Origin of the sequence: Spirillospora sp. NPDC049652, from assembly GCF_040675125.1 — a bacterium.
In the GTDB taxonomy this organism is placed as follows: domain Bacteria; phylum Actinomycetota; class Actinomycetes; order Streptosporangiales; family Streptosporangiaceae; genus Spirillospora.
This window is the reverse complement of record NZ_JBFAOF010000105.1, coordinates 1-13,407: the sequence shown is the minus strand read 5'-3', so window position 1 is coordinate 13,407 and position 13,407 is coordinate 1. Positions and strand designations below refer to the sequence as shown.

Here is a 13,407-nt window from a genome sequence, read left to right as displayed (position 1 = left end):
TGACCGTCCGCCATCAGGCCACGCGCGCGCTGCGCGCGGGCCGCGCGCGGGCTACGCGCGGGCGGCGCGCAGTTCGAGCGCGGTGATGAGCAGGTCGAGGCCGAACTCGAAGTCGGCCTCGGTGTCGTTGTCGGCCAGCTCCGGCGCCAGGGCGATGACGTGCGGGAACTCGTCCGGGTCGAGCCCGGCGAACGAGTCGCCCGCCGGCGTGCCCAGGTTCGCGAACGTCTCGGCGATGCGCAGCTCGCGCATCTGCGTGCCGACCGCGTAGGCGAGCAGCGCCCGCATCGCGCGGACCGACGTCGGCCCGTCGAAGCCCGCCGCCGCCGCCCGCGCCGCTCGCGCAGACCGCGCCGTCATCACTGCCGTCGCCGACCGCGATCACCCAGGGCGCGTTCGTCGGACGCGAGGCACAGCTGTGCGCGCTGGCCACGGCCGCCGCCGAGGCCGCCGCCGACGGGGCCCGCATCGCCCTCGTCACCGGCGAGGCCGGGCTCGGCAAGTCGACGCTCCTGGAACACCTCGGCAGGCGGCTCGAACGCGACGGATGGCTGGTCGCCGTAGGCCACTGCCTCGAGGTCGACAGCGCGCCGCCCGCCTGGGCCTGGACCGAGGCGCTGAGAGCCGTCGCCGCGTCCACGTCCCCGGGCGAGTTCGCGGACGACCTCGCGCCGCTGCTCACCGACACCGGAGCGGTGCACGCCGACGCCACCGCCGGCCGGTTCCGCCTCCGCCAGGCCGTGTGGAAGTGGCTCGCGGCGGTCGCCACCGAACGCCCGGTCGCCGTCGTCCTGGACGACCTGCACTGGGCTGACGCCGCCACGCTGGAGCTGCTCGGCGGCGGCCTCGGCCTGCGGGCCCCGATCCTGATCGTCGCCGCGTACCGCGCGGACGAGAGCGGGCACCTCACCGAGACGCTGGCCTCCCTCGCACGCGAGACGCCGCTCCGCCTGGCGCTGCCGGGGCTGGACGACAAGGCCGTCGCGGAGCTGGTGCGGACCGAGTGCGACGCCGACGAGGACACCATCGCCGGGATCGCCGAACGCACCGGCGGCAACCCCTTCTACGTGCGGGAAAGCGCCCGGCTGCTGAACGGGGAGGGTGCGCTGGTCGCCCTGTCCGAGGTCCCCGAAGGCGTGCGGGACGTCCTGCGCCGCAGGCTCGCGCGGCTGCCCGAGGGAGGCGTGTCCGTCCTCCGGCTCGCGGCGGTCGCAGGCCGGGAGAGCTCGGTGGACGTTCTCGTCAAGGCCGCCGACGCCGACGAGGACGGCGTGATGGACGCCTTGGACGCGGGTGTCATCGCCGGGCTCCTCGATGAGCCCGGCCCGGGCCGCGTCCGTTTCGTCCACGCTCTCGTCAGGGACACGCTCGTCGCCGACGTCAGCAGACTGCGCGCCACCCGGATGCACGCCCGGATCGCCGACGCCCTCGAAGGCACCGGCGACGTCGCGGCACTGGCCCACCACTACGCGCGCGCAGGCTCACCGAAGGCCGTCGGCTACTGCGTCCGGGCCGCCGAACTCGCCGAGGCCCGCTACGCCCACGGTGTGGCGGCCTGCCTGCTCGCCGACGCCGTCGCCAACTCGACCGGGCCGGACGAGCGCGTCGACCTGCTCGGCAGGCTGCTGCGCGCGCAGATCCGGGCGGGTGCCGTCGCAGCCGCTCGCGAGACGCGCCGTGAAGCCGTGGAGTACGCGGAGTCCCTGGGGCGCGACGACCTGATGATCGCCGCGTTCACCGCGTGGACGGAGCCGACCGCCTGGCAGGCCCGCACCTACGGCACGGTGGACCGGCCCATCGTCGACCGTCTGAGCCGCCTGCTGAAGCGCGACCTGCCGCCTTCGGTGCGGTCCCGGCTCCTGACCGCGTACGCCAACGAACTGGTCGGCGAGGACGACCCGTCCGTGCTGGAGGCGGCGCGGGAGGCACTCGACCTCGCCACCACCCCCCGGCTGCGGGCCGCGGCGCTGGAGATCCTGGTCGAGACCGACGGCGACGCCGAGCTCTGCCGCGAGCTCGTGGAGATCGGCATCGAGCACGACCTGCCGGTCTACCGCGTCACCGGGCTGCTCAACCATGCCGGTGTCGCCGCCGCCGCCAACGATCCGGAGACCATGCGCCAGATGGCCACCGAGGCCCTGGAACTCGCGCGCACCTACCGCATGCCCGAGGCGATCGCCGCGGCCGAGATCGCGTTGGCGGGCTTGGCGCTCATCGAAGGCCGATTCGCCGACGCCGAACTTCTCTACCTCAAGGCCGACGAGGGCATGCGGCGCGCCGGATCGGTGCACGCCGCGGGCTTCCTCCAGCTCGCCCTGGCCGTGATCTGGCTGAACGACGGCACGCTCGGCGCGCACCTGGACGAGGTGCGCGCTCTCCACGCCCTCCTCGGCCCCATGACCTCCGACCTGCTCGCCCTCGCCCTCCACGCCAACGGCCTGGACGCCGAGGCCCGGGAGGTCCGCGCGTCGTCCGGCCCGATCCGCCCCGACTTCTTCTTCATCTTCCTCACGACGCTGCGCGCGACGGCCATCGTCGCCTTGGACGACCGCGACGCCGCCGAGGAGATCTACGCGACGCTGCTTCCGCACCGCGACGGCCCTCCCGCGGGCGCGACGAGCCTGTCGCTGGCGCTGCCGCCGGTCGCCTACACCCTCGGCGAGCTGGCCGTCCTCTTGGGCCGCGCCGAGGCCGCCGCCCACTTCGCCCAGGCCGCCGCCATCGCCGACCGATGGAACGCACCCCACTGGGCCGCCGAGGCCAGAGCCCGAGCCACCGCCTAGGTGAACCGCCGTCCTTTGGCGCGGCGCCTGCCGGGTGACAGCGACGGCTGGCGTTCAGGGTTGACCCAGGTCATGCGGCAGGCGGAACGAGACGTCTCGTGTTGACACATCGCCGCAGGTCGCTCTATGTTTTCCCCTCCCACCTACGGCACTTTCGCCTGATCGACTTCAACGGAAACGGAACACCGAACATGAGCGCACCGGCCAAGGGCAATCCCGCCAGCTACTTTCCCGCGATCGAGAAGAAGTACGGCCGGCCCGTCCAGGAGTGGATCGACCTCATCGTCGCCTCGCCCCTGACCAAGCACATGGAGCTCGTCGGCTGGCTCAAGTCCGAGCACGGCCTCGGGCACGGCCACGCCAACGCCCTGGTCGCCCACACCCTCGGCAACCGGTCCTAGCCGGCTGCGGCGGCCGACGTACCGGCCGCCGCGGGACCATTGCTTCAGGAGCAGTGGGCATGATCTCTCAGCTGAGCAGCAGGGCGAGCAACAGGGTCAGGAGGAGGGAGTCGAGGCGGTCGAGCAGGCCGCCGGCGCCCGCCAGCCAGGAGGCCGAGTCCTTGGTCTCGACGCCGCGCTTGACCATCGACTCCAGCAGGTCGCCCAGCGGAGCGCCGACCGCCACCGCGACGGCGAGAGGAAGCGTGAACGCGTCCAGTACGGCCAGCGTGCCGAGTCCCGTGACGGTCCCGGCCAGCAGGCCGCTCCAGTGCTTGGCCGGGGACAGCGGGGACAGGGCCGGCCCGCCCAGCAGCCGTCCGCCGAACGACGCGGTGATGTCGGCGACCGACACCGCGGCGAACAGCGTCAGGACCGCCGGGCCGAGCAGGACGGCACCGGCCAGCGGCGCGAACCAGACCACTCCCAGCACGCCGAAACACAAACGGGAGAGTCCACCGGGCGCGTCCCCGGCCAGCACCGGAACCAGCGCGACGGCCAGGACGGTGAAGGCGAGCAGCCGGGGCAGCTGGGCTGGGGCCAGCCATGCCGCCACCGGCGCCACCGGCACGGCCACCGCGAGTACCGCGCGGTCCAGCCGGGGGAGGCGGGCGAGCGCGCCGTACTCCAGAGCGCACACCACCCCCGCCGACGCGGCGAGGACGGCCGCGCCGGCGGGGCCCAGGTACAGCGCGGCGACCACGATCGGCACGCCCACCGCCCAGGCGCACCACCGCAGCATGTACTCCCGCCGCCTGGACAGTGCGACCGCGACGCCTCCGGCGACCAGCGCACCGGCGAGGTACGGAACCAGGTCGTCGATCTCGGTCACGCCGCGCCAAGCGGCTTGTTCAGCGCCTCGGCGACGGTGGCCGCTATGCGAGCGTTGGACGCCGCGTCCCGTACCGCGATCCGCACCGTCCTGCCCTCGAAGGCGGGGGACAGGGGCGACAGGTCCCGGAGGAAGACACCCTGGCGTCGGCACCGCTCGACCAGCCCGGCCGCGCCGATTCCGTCCTGCGGCAGAGTGAGCAGGACGAAGTTCGCGACCGACTCGCTGACGTCCGCGTCAGTGCTGGTCGCGGTCAGCATGCCGGCCAGCTCGGCACGCAGAACGGCCGTCTGCGCCCAGCGGTCGGCGTAGTACGCCGGATCCCGCAGCGCGCTCACCGCCGCGATCTGGGCGGGCAGGCTCACCGCCCACGGCGGGGTCCACCTCCGCAGCTCCGCCGCGATCCCAGGCGGCGCGGTGAGGTAGGCCGCCCGCAGACCCGACAGGGCGTACATCTTGGACAGCGACGTGCAGGTGACGACGTTCTCGGACGCTGCCGCGTACGACTCCAGCGACTGCCCCGCACCGACGTAGCCCACGTACGTCTCATCAATCCAGAACCGGGTCTCCTTCGGCGCGCCCGCCAGCACTTCCCGCAGGTCGGCGGCGTCCAGATGAACACCGGTCGGGTTGTTCGGGTTGACGATGACGACCAGGTCGTAGCGGTTCTGCAGGGCGTCGGCGAGACGCTGCGGGTCGATCCGCCAGCCTTCCCGGCGCAGCAGCGGGAACCTGTCGACACCGCAGCCGATCACCCGCTCGACGACGTGGGCGTACTCGCCGTAGCAGGGGTCGATCAGCAGCACGCGGCTGGTGGCGTCCAGCCATCCCCGGAAGGCGCGGAAGATGAGGTCGGACGAGCCCGCGCCCACGGCGACGGTGGCCTCGGGCATGCCCCGGCGGCGCGTGATCTCTTCGATGAGTCCTTCGGCCTGCACCGGCGGAGAGGTCCGGGCGATCCAGTCCAGGCCGTCCGTGAGGGCCGCCACCGCGGTGGGGGTCGGTGGGAACCAGGCGTCGAGCACGTCGGCGGGCACCACGTCGCGGTGCGCGTCCAAGGTGTCGAAGCCGCGTCCCAGCGCCTCGATGGACGCGCCGCCGTGCGCGCAGGACTCGTCCTCGGGCAGGAAGGGAACCTCCAGCCCCCACCGCACGATGCGCCGCAGGCCACGCAGCAGCGGGCCGTAACGTCGAAGCGTCAGATCGACGAGTCCGGTGACGTCGCCGGTCAGCAACTCGAACTCGACGGCCCCCGAGCGCACCGCCGTGCCGGTGGACGCGAGCCCGAGCGCGAGGTACATCGGCAGCAACTCGGCCCTGCCCAGCGCCACGATGCGCCTGCCCCCGTGCGCCGTGACCCAGCGCAGCGCCGCGTACATCAGCAGCTTGCCGATCATCTCGCCGCGCAGGTCCGGATCGACGGCCAGGATGCGCAGTTCGAACAGCCCGTCCTCGCGCAATGCCGGGTGCTCTTCCCGCCGCACGTACTTGTCGATCGAGTAGCGGCCCGCCCACGGCGGCGTCACGCTGATGAACCCGGCCGGCTCACCGTGGCGGAAGGCCACGATGTAGACGTTGCGCCCGTCCAGCTCGTCGGTGAGCATGCCCGTGGCGTTGGGGGAGTGCTGCCCCAGCTCCCGGGCGTACACCTCGTGCCTGAGCCGGCGGATCCACTCGTGGTCCTGTTCCGCCGCCAGGCGCAGTTCCAACCCGTCCACGGCCACCGCGCCGGACGGCCGGGCAGCGGGCGTTCCTTGAAGTTTCTGGTCGTTACTCATGTGCATCACCCCGCCCGCCACTTTGGAGCAGCCGTCAGGGGCCCGCCTGAGTACTCCTACTCAGCCGCACCGGGGCCGTACTCAGCTTCACCCTCGAAACCCCGGCCCCCTCACCACGCAGGGTGAGCGCAGCCTCTACGATCTTCGCCATGGCAACGAGACTGGTGCAGATCAACATGAAGGCCCTGGACGCCTCGGCGCTCGGCCGCTTCTGGGCGGAGGCCCTCGGCTGGGCCGTGGACAGCGAGGACGCCGTCATCACCAGCCTCGTCCCCGTCGGCTTCTCCTACCCGGGCCCCACCGCCGTCTGCATCGACCTCCTCAACCGCCCGGAACCGAAGACGGTCAAGAACCGGGTGCACCTCGACCTGGCCACCACCTCGGCCGCCCACCAGGCGGAGCTGGTCGCGCGCCTGGAGGAACTCGGCGCGACCCGCGCCGACGTGGGCCAGGGCGACGTCCCCTGGACGGTCATGGCCGACCCGGAGGGCAACGAGTTCTGCGTCCTGGAGCCCCGGCCGGTGTACGAGGACACCGGCCCGGTCGCCGCGGTGGTCGTCGACTGCGCCGACCCGCGCGCCATGGCCCGCTTCTGGGACGAGGCGATGGACTGGACCCTGCACGAGGTCACCGACGACCGCGCGGCCCTCCGCTCGGCTCAGGGCGTCGGCCCTTACCTGGAGTTCATCCGCACCCCCGAGCCCAAGACCGTGTGGAACCGCGTCCACCTCGACATCTGCCCCTACCCCGGCGACGACATGGCGGCAGAGGAGACGCGCCTGCGGGGGCTGGGCGCGGGCGACCCCGGGATCGACCAGTCCGACCTGCACTGGAGGGTCCTTTCCGACCCCGAGGGCAACGAGTTCTGCCTCCTCACCCCTCGCTGACCTCAAACGCGACGGCGCGGCGGCTCAGGCCGGCTGGACCTCGTCGAAGACGGCGAGCGCCTGGCTGGGATCCGGGCTGACGAGACGTTCCAGACCGGCCATCGTCATCTCCGACCACCGGCCGGCGCGCGGCCACATCCGCTCCTCGAAGGCGCGGACGGCGTCGTCCAGCTCGTCGTGGCCAACGGCGATGGCCTCGGCGAGTTCGGCGCCCTCCAGCATCGCGAGGTTCGCGCCGACCCCCAGCGGAGGCATCAGGTGGGCGGCGTCGCCCAGGAGCGTCACCCCCGGGACGTGGGACCAGGTGTGGCCCTGCGGTAGGACGTAGAGGGGCCGGTGGACGAAAGCGGTTGCGCGCCTGAGGAGTTCGAGGACGGGAGCGGCCCAACCGTCGAAGAGGGCGAGCAGGGTTGATCGGACGCCCTCGACATCGGCGGCCAGGTCCAGGCCGGAACGCCCGTCCAGGCCCGAGTTCCGTTCCGGGCCCGTGTGCCAGTCCAGTGGCGCGCGAAACCGGGCGTACACCTTGACGTGTCCGCCGCTGTTGCGCTGGGCGACGAGGGAGCGGTTCACGCCGTACACGGCCAGGGAACCGTCGCCGACCAGCCGGGCGAGGTCGGGGTGGCGGGTGTCGAGGCCGTCCAGGGAACTCTCGACCGCGGTGATGCCGGTGTAGTGCGGCGTCGCGGACGAGACGGCCGGGCGGACCCGGGACCATGCGCCGTCCGCGCCGACCACGAGATCGAACGTCTCCTGGCGCCCGTCCTCGAACTGGACCGCGACGCCCTCCCGGGGTGTCGGCAGCACCTTCGTGACGCTCCGTCCCCACTGGACGTCCAGAGAGCCGAGGAGCAGGTCGCGGAGTTGGCCGCGGTCGATCTCGGGATTGGCCCGCTCGTCCGGACCAGGTCGCCAGTCGCGGAGCACGGTCCCGTCCGGGGCCAGGATGCGCATGGCCTGCCCCTCGGGACGCGCCACCGCTTCGAACTCCGCCAGCAGCCCCGCCTTCTCCAGTGCGAGCTGGCCCATCCTGTCGTGCAGATCAAGGGTTCCGCCCGGGGGACGGGCGTCGGGGGCGGGGTCGCGTTCGAGGACGGTGACCGGGTGGCCGTGCCGGTGCAGGACGCGGGCGAAGGTCAGGCCACCAGGGCCACCGCCGACGACGGCGATACGATGTCTCATGCCGATACACCGTATTTGCCCGATACGGCGTATCGCAACGGTACGGTGTAAGCATGACCGTATGGGACCGCCCGGAGCCGCCGACGCCCCCCGCGCCGCTCGACCGCGAGCGCATCGTCGCCGCCGCCGTCGCGCTGGCCGACGAGGGCGGGCTGGAGGCGGTGTCGCTGCGCAAGGTCGCCGCCCGGCTGGACGTCGGTCCGATGCGCCTGTACGGATACATCTCGACCAAGGAGGAGCTGCTCGACCTCATGGTGGACGAGGTCTTCGCGGAGATCCTCCCCGAGCGGCGGCCGGCCGGCTGGCGGGAGGCCCTGAGCGTCTCGGCCCACCGCACCAGGCAGGCCGCGCTCCGTCACGAATGGCTGGCCGACCTACTCGGCGGCCGGCTCGCCCTGGGGCCGAACGCCCTCGCGGTGGGCGAGTCGAGGCTGGCCGCGCTGGACGGCCTGGCCGACGTCGACACCGCCCAGCGCGCCGTGGAGACCGTCAGCGCCTACTGCACCGGCGCGATCAGGCGTGAGATCGCGAACCTGCGGGCCGAGCGCGCCACCGGCCTGTCCAAGCGCGACTGGCAGCGCGCCCACGGCCCGCACCTGATGAAGATGCTGGCCACGGGTCGCTTTCCTTCGCTCGCCAAGGCCGTGCACGACGGCACCGAGGTGGACGCCGAGACGTCCTTCACCACCGGCCTGGACTGGGTCCTCGACGCCGTGGCCGCCAAACTCGCCCAGCCGCCCACATAATCCCTGCGTGCAGGCCCGCAGTCGCCACGGAGGAAACGATGTCACGGCCGGCTGGCCGCTCCGGCATGATCGGCGCGTGAACATCGCGGTGAGCACGGCCGGAGGTATCCGCAGGTACGTCGCCGCCGAGCCTCACCCGCTGGTCAAGGAGTTGCTGGCATCGCAAGGGCTGAGCGGCACCGAGGCCGAGCCCTCACCGGGAGCGCTGATCGTGCCTGCGGAGCCCGCGGTGTCACTGGTGATCGGCCTGAACGGCGGCGCGTCGGACGGCTTCGTCACGACCGCCGGACGGATGTACCGCAGCGCCGCGCCTGCGAGACCCGAACCGCAGACATGGGTGTCGCTCACGCTGACATTGCCCGGCGCATACCGCCTGCTCGACGGGACGCTGGGCGAGCTGGACCGCTCGGTGCACAAGCTCACCGACGTCTTCGGCGCCCCCGCCGCCGAACTTGCCGAACACATCGGCGAAGCTCCTGCTTGGGAGCAGCGATTCGCAGCCCTGGAAGGCTTCCTCGCCAGGAGATCCGTGTCGGGCTCCGAGCCTGCTCCCGAGGTCCTGCTGGCGTGGCGGCGGCTGGTCACCTCCGGCGGCACCACGTCCATCGGAGCCGTGGCGGACGAGGTCGGCTGGAGTCCGCAGCACCTGGTCAGGACGTTCCGCAGAACCTTCGGGCAGCCGCCCAAGACGCTGGCGAGGCTGCTGCGGCTCAGGGCGACGCTCCGCCGCGTCCGGGCCGAGGGCACCTGGCAGTCGGCGGCCTTCGACGCCGGCTACTTCGACCAGGCCCACTTCGCGCGCGACCTGCGCGAATTCGCCGGGACGACCCCGAGCCGGTACGTCCGCGCGGCGCTGCCCTGCGGCTGCGTGCGACAGGCGAAATCCTTACAAGACCGTGCGCCGGAGGTTCCGTAACGTCCCGGGCACCCACTTCGAAGGGAGCACCTGACATGACCGAACCTTCCGACCTCAACACCGTCTTCACCGCGCGCTTCAACTCCGGCGACGCCCGAGCGGTCACCGACCTCTACGAGCAGGACGCCGTCTTCCACTCATCTTCAGGTCCGGTGGTCGGCCGCGACGCGATCCGCGCGCACTACGCCGACATGCTCGGCTCCGCGCCGACGATCGACTCCCGCCTCCGCCAGATCCTCACCTGCGGCGACCTCGCCCTCCTCCTGAGCGACTGGGACTTCAGCTCAGGATCGGTCACCAAGACGGGAGTCTCGATCGAGGTGGCCAGGCGCCAACCCGACGGCACCTGGAAGTACGCCATCGACGAACCCGACGCCCAACGCTGACGCCGCCGAGTCGTCCGAGAGACCGTCAGCCCGCAGCTCTGTGCGGGCTGACCGGGACGCCCTCGGCGGTCGAGTCGGGGACGCTGACCTCGGCCAGCAGGACGTCCAGGGACAGGTCCAGGACGCCCGCGACGGCGACGACCGTGAAGAAGGCCGGGGTGGGGATCCGGCCCTTCTCGATCTTCCGCAGCGTCTCGGGGGAGACCCCGGCCTGGAGCGCCACGTCGGTGATGCTGCGGGCGCCTCTGGCCTCACGCAGCAGTTGACCCAGCCGTTCCCCGCGCAGGCGGTCGGCGATCGACAACGGTTCTCGAACCATGCCCCTATAGTAATACCGGTATAGTTATTGGGGACGTGGGGAGGCAGACCGTGATCGAGCTCAAGACCGCCGGCGAGATCGAGACGATGCGTGAGGCCGGGCGGGTGGTGGCGGAGATCCACGCGCAGGTGCGGTCGCACGCCGTCGCGGGGGTGGCCCTGCGCGAGCTCGACGACCTCGCCCGGCAGATCATGCACGAGGCCAAGGCCGGTTCGTCCTTCCTGGGCTATCACCCCTCGTTCGGCGCCACTCCCTACCCCGGAGTGATCTGCACGTCGGTGAACGAGGTCATGCTGCACGGCCTGCCCAGCGGCTACCGGCTCCGGGACGGTGACCTGCTGAGCGTCGACTGCGCCGCCCACATCGACGGCTGGCACGCCGACGCCGCGGTCAGCTTCTGCGTCGGCCACCCCCGGAAGGGGGACGAGAAGCTGATCAAGACGGCCGAGCAGATGCTCGCCGCCGGTATCAAGGAGGCCGTGCCGGGTGCGCGGCTCGGCGACATCGGCCAGGCCATGTCCCGTATCGGCCGCGCGTCCGGGTACGGCATGCAGAACGACTTCGCCGGCCACGGCATCGGACGCGCCATGCACGAGGACCCGTTCGTTCCCAACGAAGGCCGCCCGGGACGCGGACTGCGCCTCCGCCCGGGGCTGGTCATCGCCATCGAGCCGAGTCTGATGGCCGGAGGCGGGGACGAGTACGCGATGGCCGAGGACGGCTGGTCCCTGTGCAGCAGCGACGGCAGCCGCACCGTGCACGTCGAGCACTCGGTAGCCGTCACCGACGACGGCCCGATCATCCTCACCGCCCCCTGACAGCACAACCTGCGGACCATGGACCGCTCCAAGGGCCGCGATCTGATGTGCGCCGGTGACAACGCTCTGTCGCCCGTCTTCCCGAGCACGGCCCCGTCCCACCCGGGCACACCGCTGTAGCGTGATTGTTCATGCAGGTCCTTGTCATAGGGGGCAGCGGATTTCTCGGGAGCGAGGTTGTCCGGCAGGCCCTGGCTGCCAGGCACGCCGTGGCCGCGACATACCTGAGACGCCCGGCCGACGTCGCCGGCCCGACGTGGCATGCGCTGGACGTTCGCGACCGTCACCGGGTCGCTGACCTGGTGACCGCGGTCCGGCCCGATCTGGTGGTCAACACCGTGTCTCGCGGCGCCGACTGGGTGAGCACCGCGGACGGTGCCGCGCACGTCGCCGGCGCCACCGCCTCGGTAGTTGGGCGACTGGTTCATATTTCCAGCGATGCCGTGTTCTCCGGTCGGGCCGTTCACTACGACGAGACGGCGACGCCCGACCCGACCACGCCGTACGGTGCTGCCAAGGCCGCGGCGGAGACCGCGGTCAGGGCTGTCAGCCCGGCTGCGATGATCGCCCGCACCTCGCTGATCCTCGGTGCCGGCGACTCTTCACACGAACGCCACGTCCATGCTCTGGCCACGGGACGGCAGGAGGGCGTGCTGTTCACCGACGACGTTCGGTGTCCCGTTGACGTGCGCGACCTGGCCGCAGCGCTTCTGGAACTCGCGTCGTCGGAACTGGGCGGGATCTGCCACCTTGCCGGTGCCGACCCGGTGAGCCGCTATGAGCTGGGAGTTCTGATCGCCCGTCGGGACGGTCTCGATGTCGCGGCGATTCCGTCCGGTCGGCGAGCCGACCTCGGCCTGCACGGGCCGGTCGACATCCGGCTCGACTGCACCGTGACTCGGCGTCGTCTCCGCACCAGGCTTCGCGGGGTGCGGACGTTTCTCGGTCCTTGAAGTTGGCGTGTGGGCGCGACTGGCTTTTGCGGGGTTCCCCGGGCGGGGTGTTTTGCATATGTCTGCGATAGGTGGCGGTGTTTAGGCTTCGGCCATGCGCGTGTTGGTGGTGGAGGACGAGCCCTACCTGGCCGAGGCCGTCCGGGACGGTCTCCGGCTGGAAGCGATCGCGGCGGACATCGCCGGGGACGGCGACTCCGCCCTGGAGCTGCTCAGCATCAACTCCTACGATCTCGCGGTCCTCGACCGTGACATCCCCGGCCCGTCGGGTGACGAGGTCGCCCGGTGGATCGTCGCGTCCGGGAGCGGCATGCCGATCCTCATGCTCACCGCCGCCGACCGTATCGACGACAAGGTCTCCGGGTTCGAGCTGGGCGCCGACGACTACCTCACCAAACCGTTCGAGCTGCGGGAGCTCGTCATGCGGCTGCGCGCACTGGACCGCAGGCGCGCGCACGCCCGTCCTCCGGTCCGTGAGATCGCGGGCCTGCGGCTGGACCCCTTTCGGCGGGAGGTCTTCCGGGACGGACGCTACGTCGCGCTCACCCGCAAGCAGTTCGCCGTGCTCGAAGTCCTCGTCGCTGCCGGAGGCGGTGTCGTGAGCGCCGAGGAGCTCCTGGAGCGGGCCTGGGACGAGAACGTCAATCCGTTCACCAACGCCGTCCGCATCACGGTGTCCGCGCTGCGCAAGCGGCTCGGCGAACCGGGGCTCATCGCCACGGTGCCGGGCGTCGGGTACCGGATCGACACCGGCACGCCTGGGGCGGACTGACCGGCGGTCGTGCCCGGTGTCGTCCGAGCACAACGCCCCGGGCGACCGGCCCGCTCGGTGAGGCATCGAACAAGTCACTTTGGCCGACGGGGTGGTTCCACGGCCGGACGGAAGCGGAGGCAGTGTGTTCAGGAGCTGGTACGACCTGGTCGGGACGTTCACCGGCGTGGTGGCCCTCACGGTGGCCGCCCTGCCGGTGGCCGTGCTGACGGTGTGTGTGCTGGCTTACCGCCGACGCGCCAGCGGTGCCTCGCGCGCGTGGGCGTGGCGCTCGTCGCTGGCCGACGTCGGCATCGTCTACGGGACGATCCCCGGGGTTTGGCTGATCCTGCTGCCGGGGGATCACCCCGGCGCGGCCGCCCGCGGCCGGATGAACCTGGTGCCGCTGCGTGACCTGCTCATGATCCTGGAGGGGAGTCCGGGTACGGCGGTGGGGCAGATCGTCGGCAACCTGCTGGTGTTCGCGGCGCTGGGGTTCCTCATCCCGCTGCGGGTGGCGGCGCTGGCGTCGGTGCCGCGGGCCCTGGCGCTCGCGGCGGGCTGTTCGGCCTTGGTGGAGGTCGCGCAGTACGTCCTGCGGCTGGACCGGGTCACG

The 13,407-nt window shown here is 71.9% G+C and carries 15 protein-coding genes; 10 read left to right on the top strand and 5 right to left on the bottom strand.

Features of this window, described 5'->3' with window-relative positions; translation table 11 throughout:
• Positions 1 to 51: 51 nt before the first annotated feature.
• Positions 52 to 360 (bottom strand): hypothetical protein, encoded by a 309-nt coding sequence (locus tag AB0J52_RS10305; RefSeq protein ID WP_500181271.1) that lies wholly within the window; start codon positions 358 to 360, stop codon positions 52 to 54.
• 2 nt (positions 361 to 362) lie between these two features.
• Here AB0J52_RS10305 and AB0J52_RS10300 point away from each other — a divergent pair, with 2 nt between their 5' ends.
• Complete coding sequence (locus AB0J52_RS10300) at positions 363 to 2,783, top strand: ATP-binding protein (RefSeq protein ID WP_500181272.1); 2,421 nt, start codon at positions 363 to 365, stop codon at positions 2,781 to 2,783.
• A gap of 191 nt (positions 2,784 to 2,974) precedes the next feature.
• Positions 2,975 to 3,184: a DUF4287 domain-containing protein gene (locus AB0J52_RS10295; protein ID WP_500181270.1), complete on the top strand. Its 210-nt coding sequence runs from the start codon at positions 2,975 to 2,977 to the stop codon at positions 3,182 to 3,184.
• Between the two features lie 67 nt (positions 3,185 to 3,251).
• Here the strand turns inward: AB0J52_RS10295 and AB0J52_RS10290 are convergent, their stop codons facing one another.
• Both AB0J52_RS10290 and AB0J52_RS10285 read right to left on the bottom strand, forming a co-directional pair.
• Positions 3,252 to 4,055: a phosphatidate cytidylyltransferase gene (locus AB0J52_RS10290; protein ID WP_500181269.1), complete on the bottom strand. Its 804-nt coding sequence runs from the start codon at positions 4,053 to 4,055 to the stop codon at positions 3,252 to 3,254.
• The gene (locus AB0J52_RS10285) at positions 4,052 to 5,833 is read right to left on the bottom strand and encodes an aminotransferase class I/II-fold pyridoxal phosphate-dependent enzyme (RefSeq protein WP_500181268.1); all 1,782 of its coding nucleotides are present in this window, start codon (positions 5,831 to 5,833) and stop codon (positions 4,052 to 4,054) included. Before AB0J52_RS10285 ends, AB0J52_RS10290 begins: the two co-directional genes overlap by 4 nt.
• A 149-nt stretch (positions 5,834 to 5,982) precedes the next feature.
• On the opposite strand from AB0J52_RS10285, the gene AB0J52_RS10280 reads away from it, so the two are divergent.
• Entirely contained in the window at positions 5,983 to 6,720 is a 738-nt protein-coding gene (locus AB0J52_RS10280; RefSeq protein ID WP_500181267.1) for a VOC family protein, read from the top strand.
• Between the two features lie 24 nt (positions 6,721 to 6,744).
• On the opposite strand, the gene AB0J52_RS10275 is transcribed toward AB0J52_RS10280, so the two are convergent.
• On the bottom strand, positions 6,745 to 7,902 hold the full coding sequence (locus tag AB0J52_RS10275; protein WP_500181265.1) for an FAD-dependent oxidoreductase: 1,158 nt from the start codon (positions 7,900 to 7,902) through the stop codon (positions 6,745 to 6,747).
• 53 nt (positions 7,903 to 7,955) lie between these two features.
• Between AB0J52_RS10275 and AB0J52_RS10270 the strand changes: the two genes are divergently transcribed.
• The 3 genes from AB0J52_RS10270 to AB0J52_RS10260 all read left to right on the top strand — a co-directional run bounded on the left by AB0J52_RS10270 (position 7,956) and on the right by AB0J52_RS10260 (position 9,950).
• A complete protein-coding gene (locus tag AB0J52_RS10270) occupies positions 7,956 to 8,648 on the top strand; it encodes a TetR/AcrR family transcriptional regulator (RefSeq protein ID WP_500181264.1) in 693 nt (230 codons plus the stop codon).
• A gap of 76 nt (positions 8,649 to 8,724) precedes the next feature.
• Positions 8,725 to 9,564, top strand: a complete 840-nt coding sequence (locus AB0J52_RS10265) for a helix-turn-helix domain-containing protein (protein ID WP_500181263.1) — start codon at positions 8,725 to 8,727, stop codon at positions 9,562 to 9,564.
• Between the two features lie 35 nt (positions 9,565 to 9,599).
• Positions 9,600 to 9,950, top strand: coding sequence for a YybH family protein (locus AB0J52_RS10260; RefSeq protein WP_500181262.1), 351 nt, complete (start codon positions 9,600 to 9,602; stop codon positions 9,948 to 9,950).
• A 25-nt stretch (positions 9,951 to 9,975) separates the two neighbouring features.
• On the opposite strand, the gene AB0J52_RS10255 is transcribed toward AB0J52_RS10260, so the two are convergent.
• Positions 9,976 to 10,269 (bottom strand): helix-turn-helix domain-containing protein, encoded by a 294-nt coding sequence (locus AB0J52_RS10255; RefSeq protein ID WP_500181261.1) that lies wholly within the window; start codon positions 10,267 to 10,269, stop codon positions 9,976 to 9,978.
• Positions 10,270 to 10,319: 50 nt separating this feature from the next.
• Here AB0J52_RS10255 and map point away from each other — a divergent pair, with 50 nt between their 5' ends.
• The 4 genes from map to AB0J52_RS10235 form a co-directional block, all read left to right on the top strand.
• A complete protein-coding gene (gene map, locus AB0J52_RS10250; RefSeq protein WP_500181260.1) occupies positions 10,320 to 11,087 on the top strand; it encodes a type I methionyl aminopeptidase in 768 nt (255 codons plus the stop codon).
• 131 nt (positions 11,088 to 11,218) lie between these two features.
• Positions 11,219 to 12,040: a sugar nucleotide-binding protein gene (locus AB0J52_RS10245; protein ID WP_500181259.1), complete on the top strand. Its 822-nt coding sequence runs from the start codon at positions 11,219 to 11,221 to the stop codon at positions 12,038 to 12,040.
• A gap of 94 nt (positions 12,041 to 12,134) precedes the next feature.
• Entirely contained in the window at positions 12,135 to 12,812 is a 678-nt protein-coding gene (locus AB0J52_RS10240; protein WP_500181258.1) for a response regulator transcription factor, read from the top strand.
• Positions 12,813 to 12,936: 124 nt separating this feature from the next.
• On the top strand, positions 12,937 to 13,407 hold a 471-nt coding region (locus tag AB0J52_RS10235; protein WP_500181256.1), incomplete at its 3' end, for a VanZ family protein.

Excerpts from the sequence above, each read along its gene's own strand:
- AB0J52_RS10275 (WP_500181265.1), bottom strand. The coding sequence starts at position 7,902 with ATGAGACATCGTATCGCCGTCGTCGGCGGTGGCCCTGGTGGCCTGACC.
- AB0J52_RS10245 (WP_500181259.1), top strand. The coding sequence starts at position 11,219 with ATGCAGGTCCTTGTCATAGGGGGCAGCGGATTTCTCGGGAGCGAGGTT.
- AB0J52_RS10295 (WP_500181270.1), top strand. The coding sequence starts at position 2,975 with ATGAGCGCACCGGCCAAGGGCAATCCCGCCAGCTACTTTCCCGCGATC.
- AB0J52_RS10270 (WP_500181264.1), top strand. The coding sequence starts at position 7,956 with ATGACCGTATGGGACCGCCCGGAGCCGCCGACGCCCCCCGCGCCGCTC.
- AB0J52_RS10260 (WP_500181262.1), top strand. The coding sequence starts at position 9,600 with ATGACCGAACCTTCCGACCTCAACACCGTCTTCACCGCGCGCTTCAAC.
- AB0J52_RS10305 (WP_500181271.1), bottom strand. The coding sequence starts at position 360 with ATGACGGCGCGGTCTGCGCGAGCGGCGCGGGCGGCGGCGGCGGGCTTC.
- AB0J52_RS10255 (WP_500181261.1), bottom strand. The coding sequence starts at position 10,269 with ATGGTTCGAGAACCGTTGTCGATCGCCGACCGCCTGCGCGGGGAACGG.
- AB0J52_RS10240 (WP_500181258.1), top strand. The coding sequence starts at position 12,135 with ATGCGCGTGTTGGTGGTGGAGGACGAGCCCTACCTGGCCGAGGCCGTC.
- AB0J52_RS10285 (WP_500181268.1), bottom strand. The coding sequence starts at position 5,833 with ATGAGTAACGACCAGAAACTTCAAGGAACGCCCGCTGCCCGGCCGTCC.
- AB0J52_RS10280 (WP_500181267.1), top strand. The coding sequence starts at position 5,983 with ATGGCAACGAGACTGGTGCAGATCAACATGAAGGCCCTGGACGCCTCG.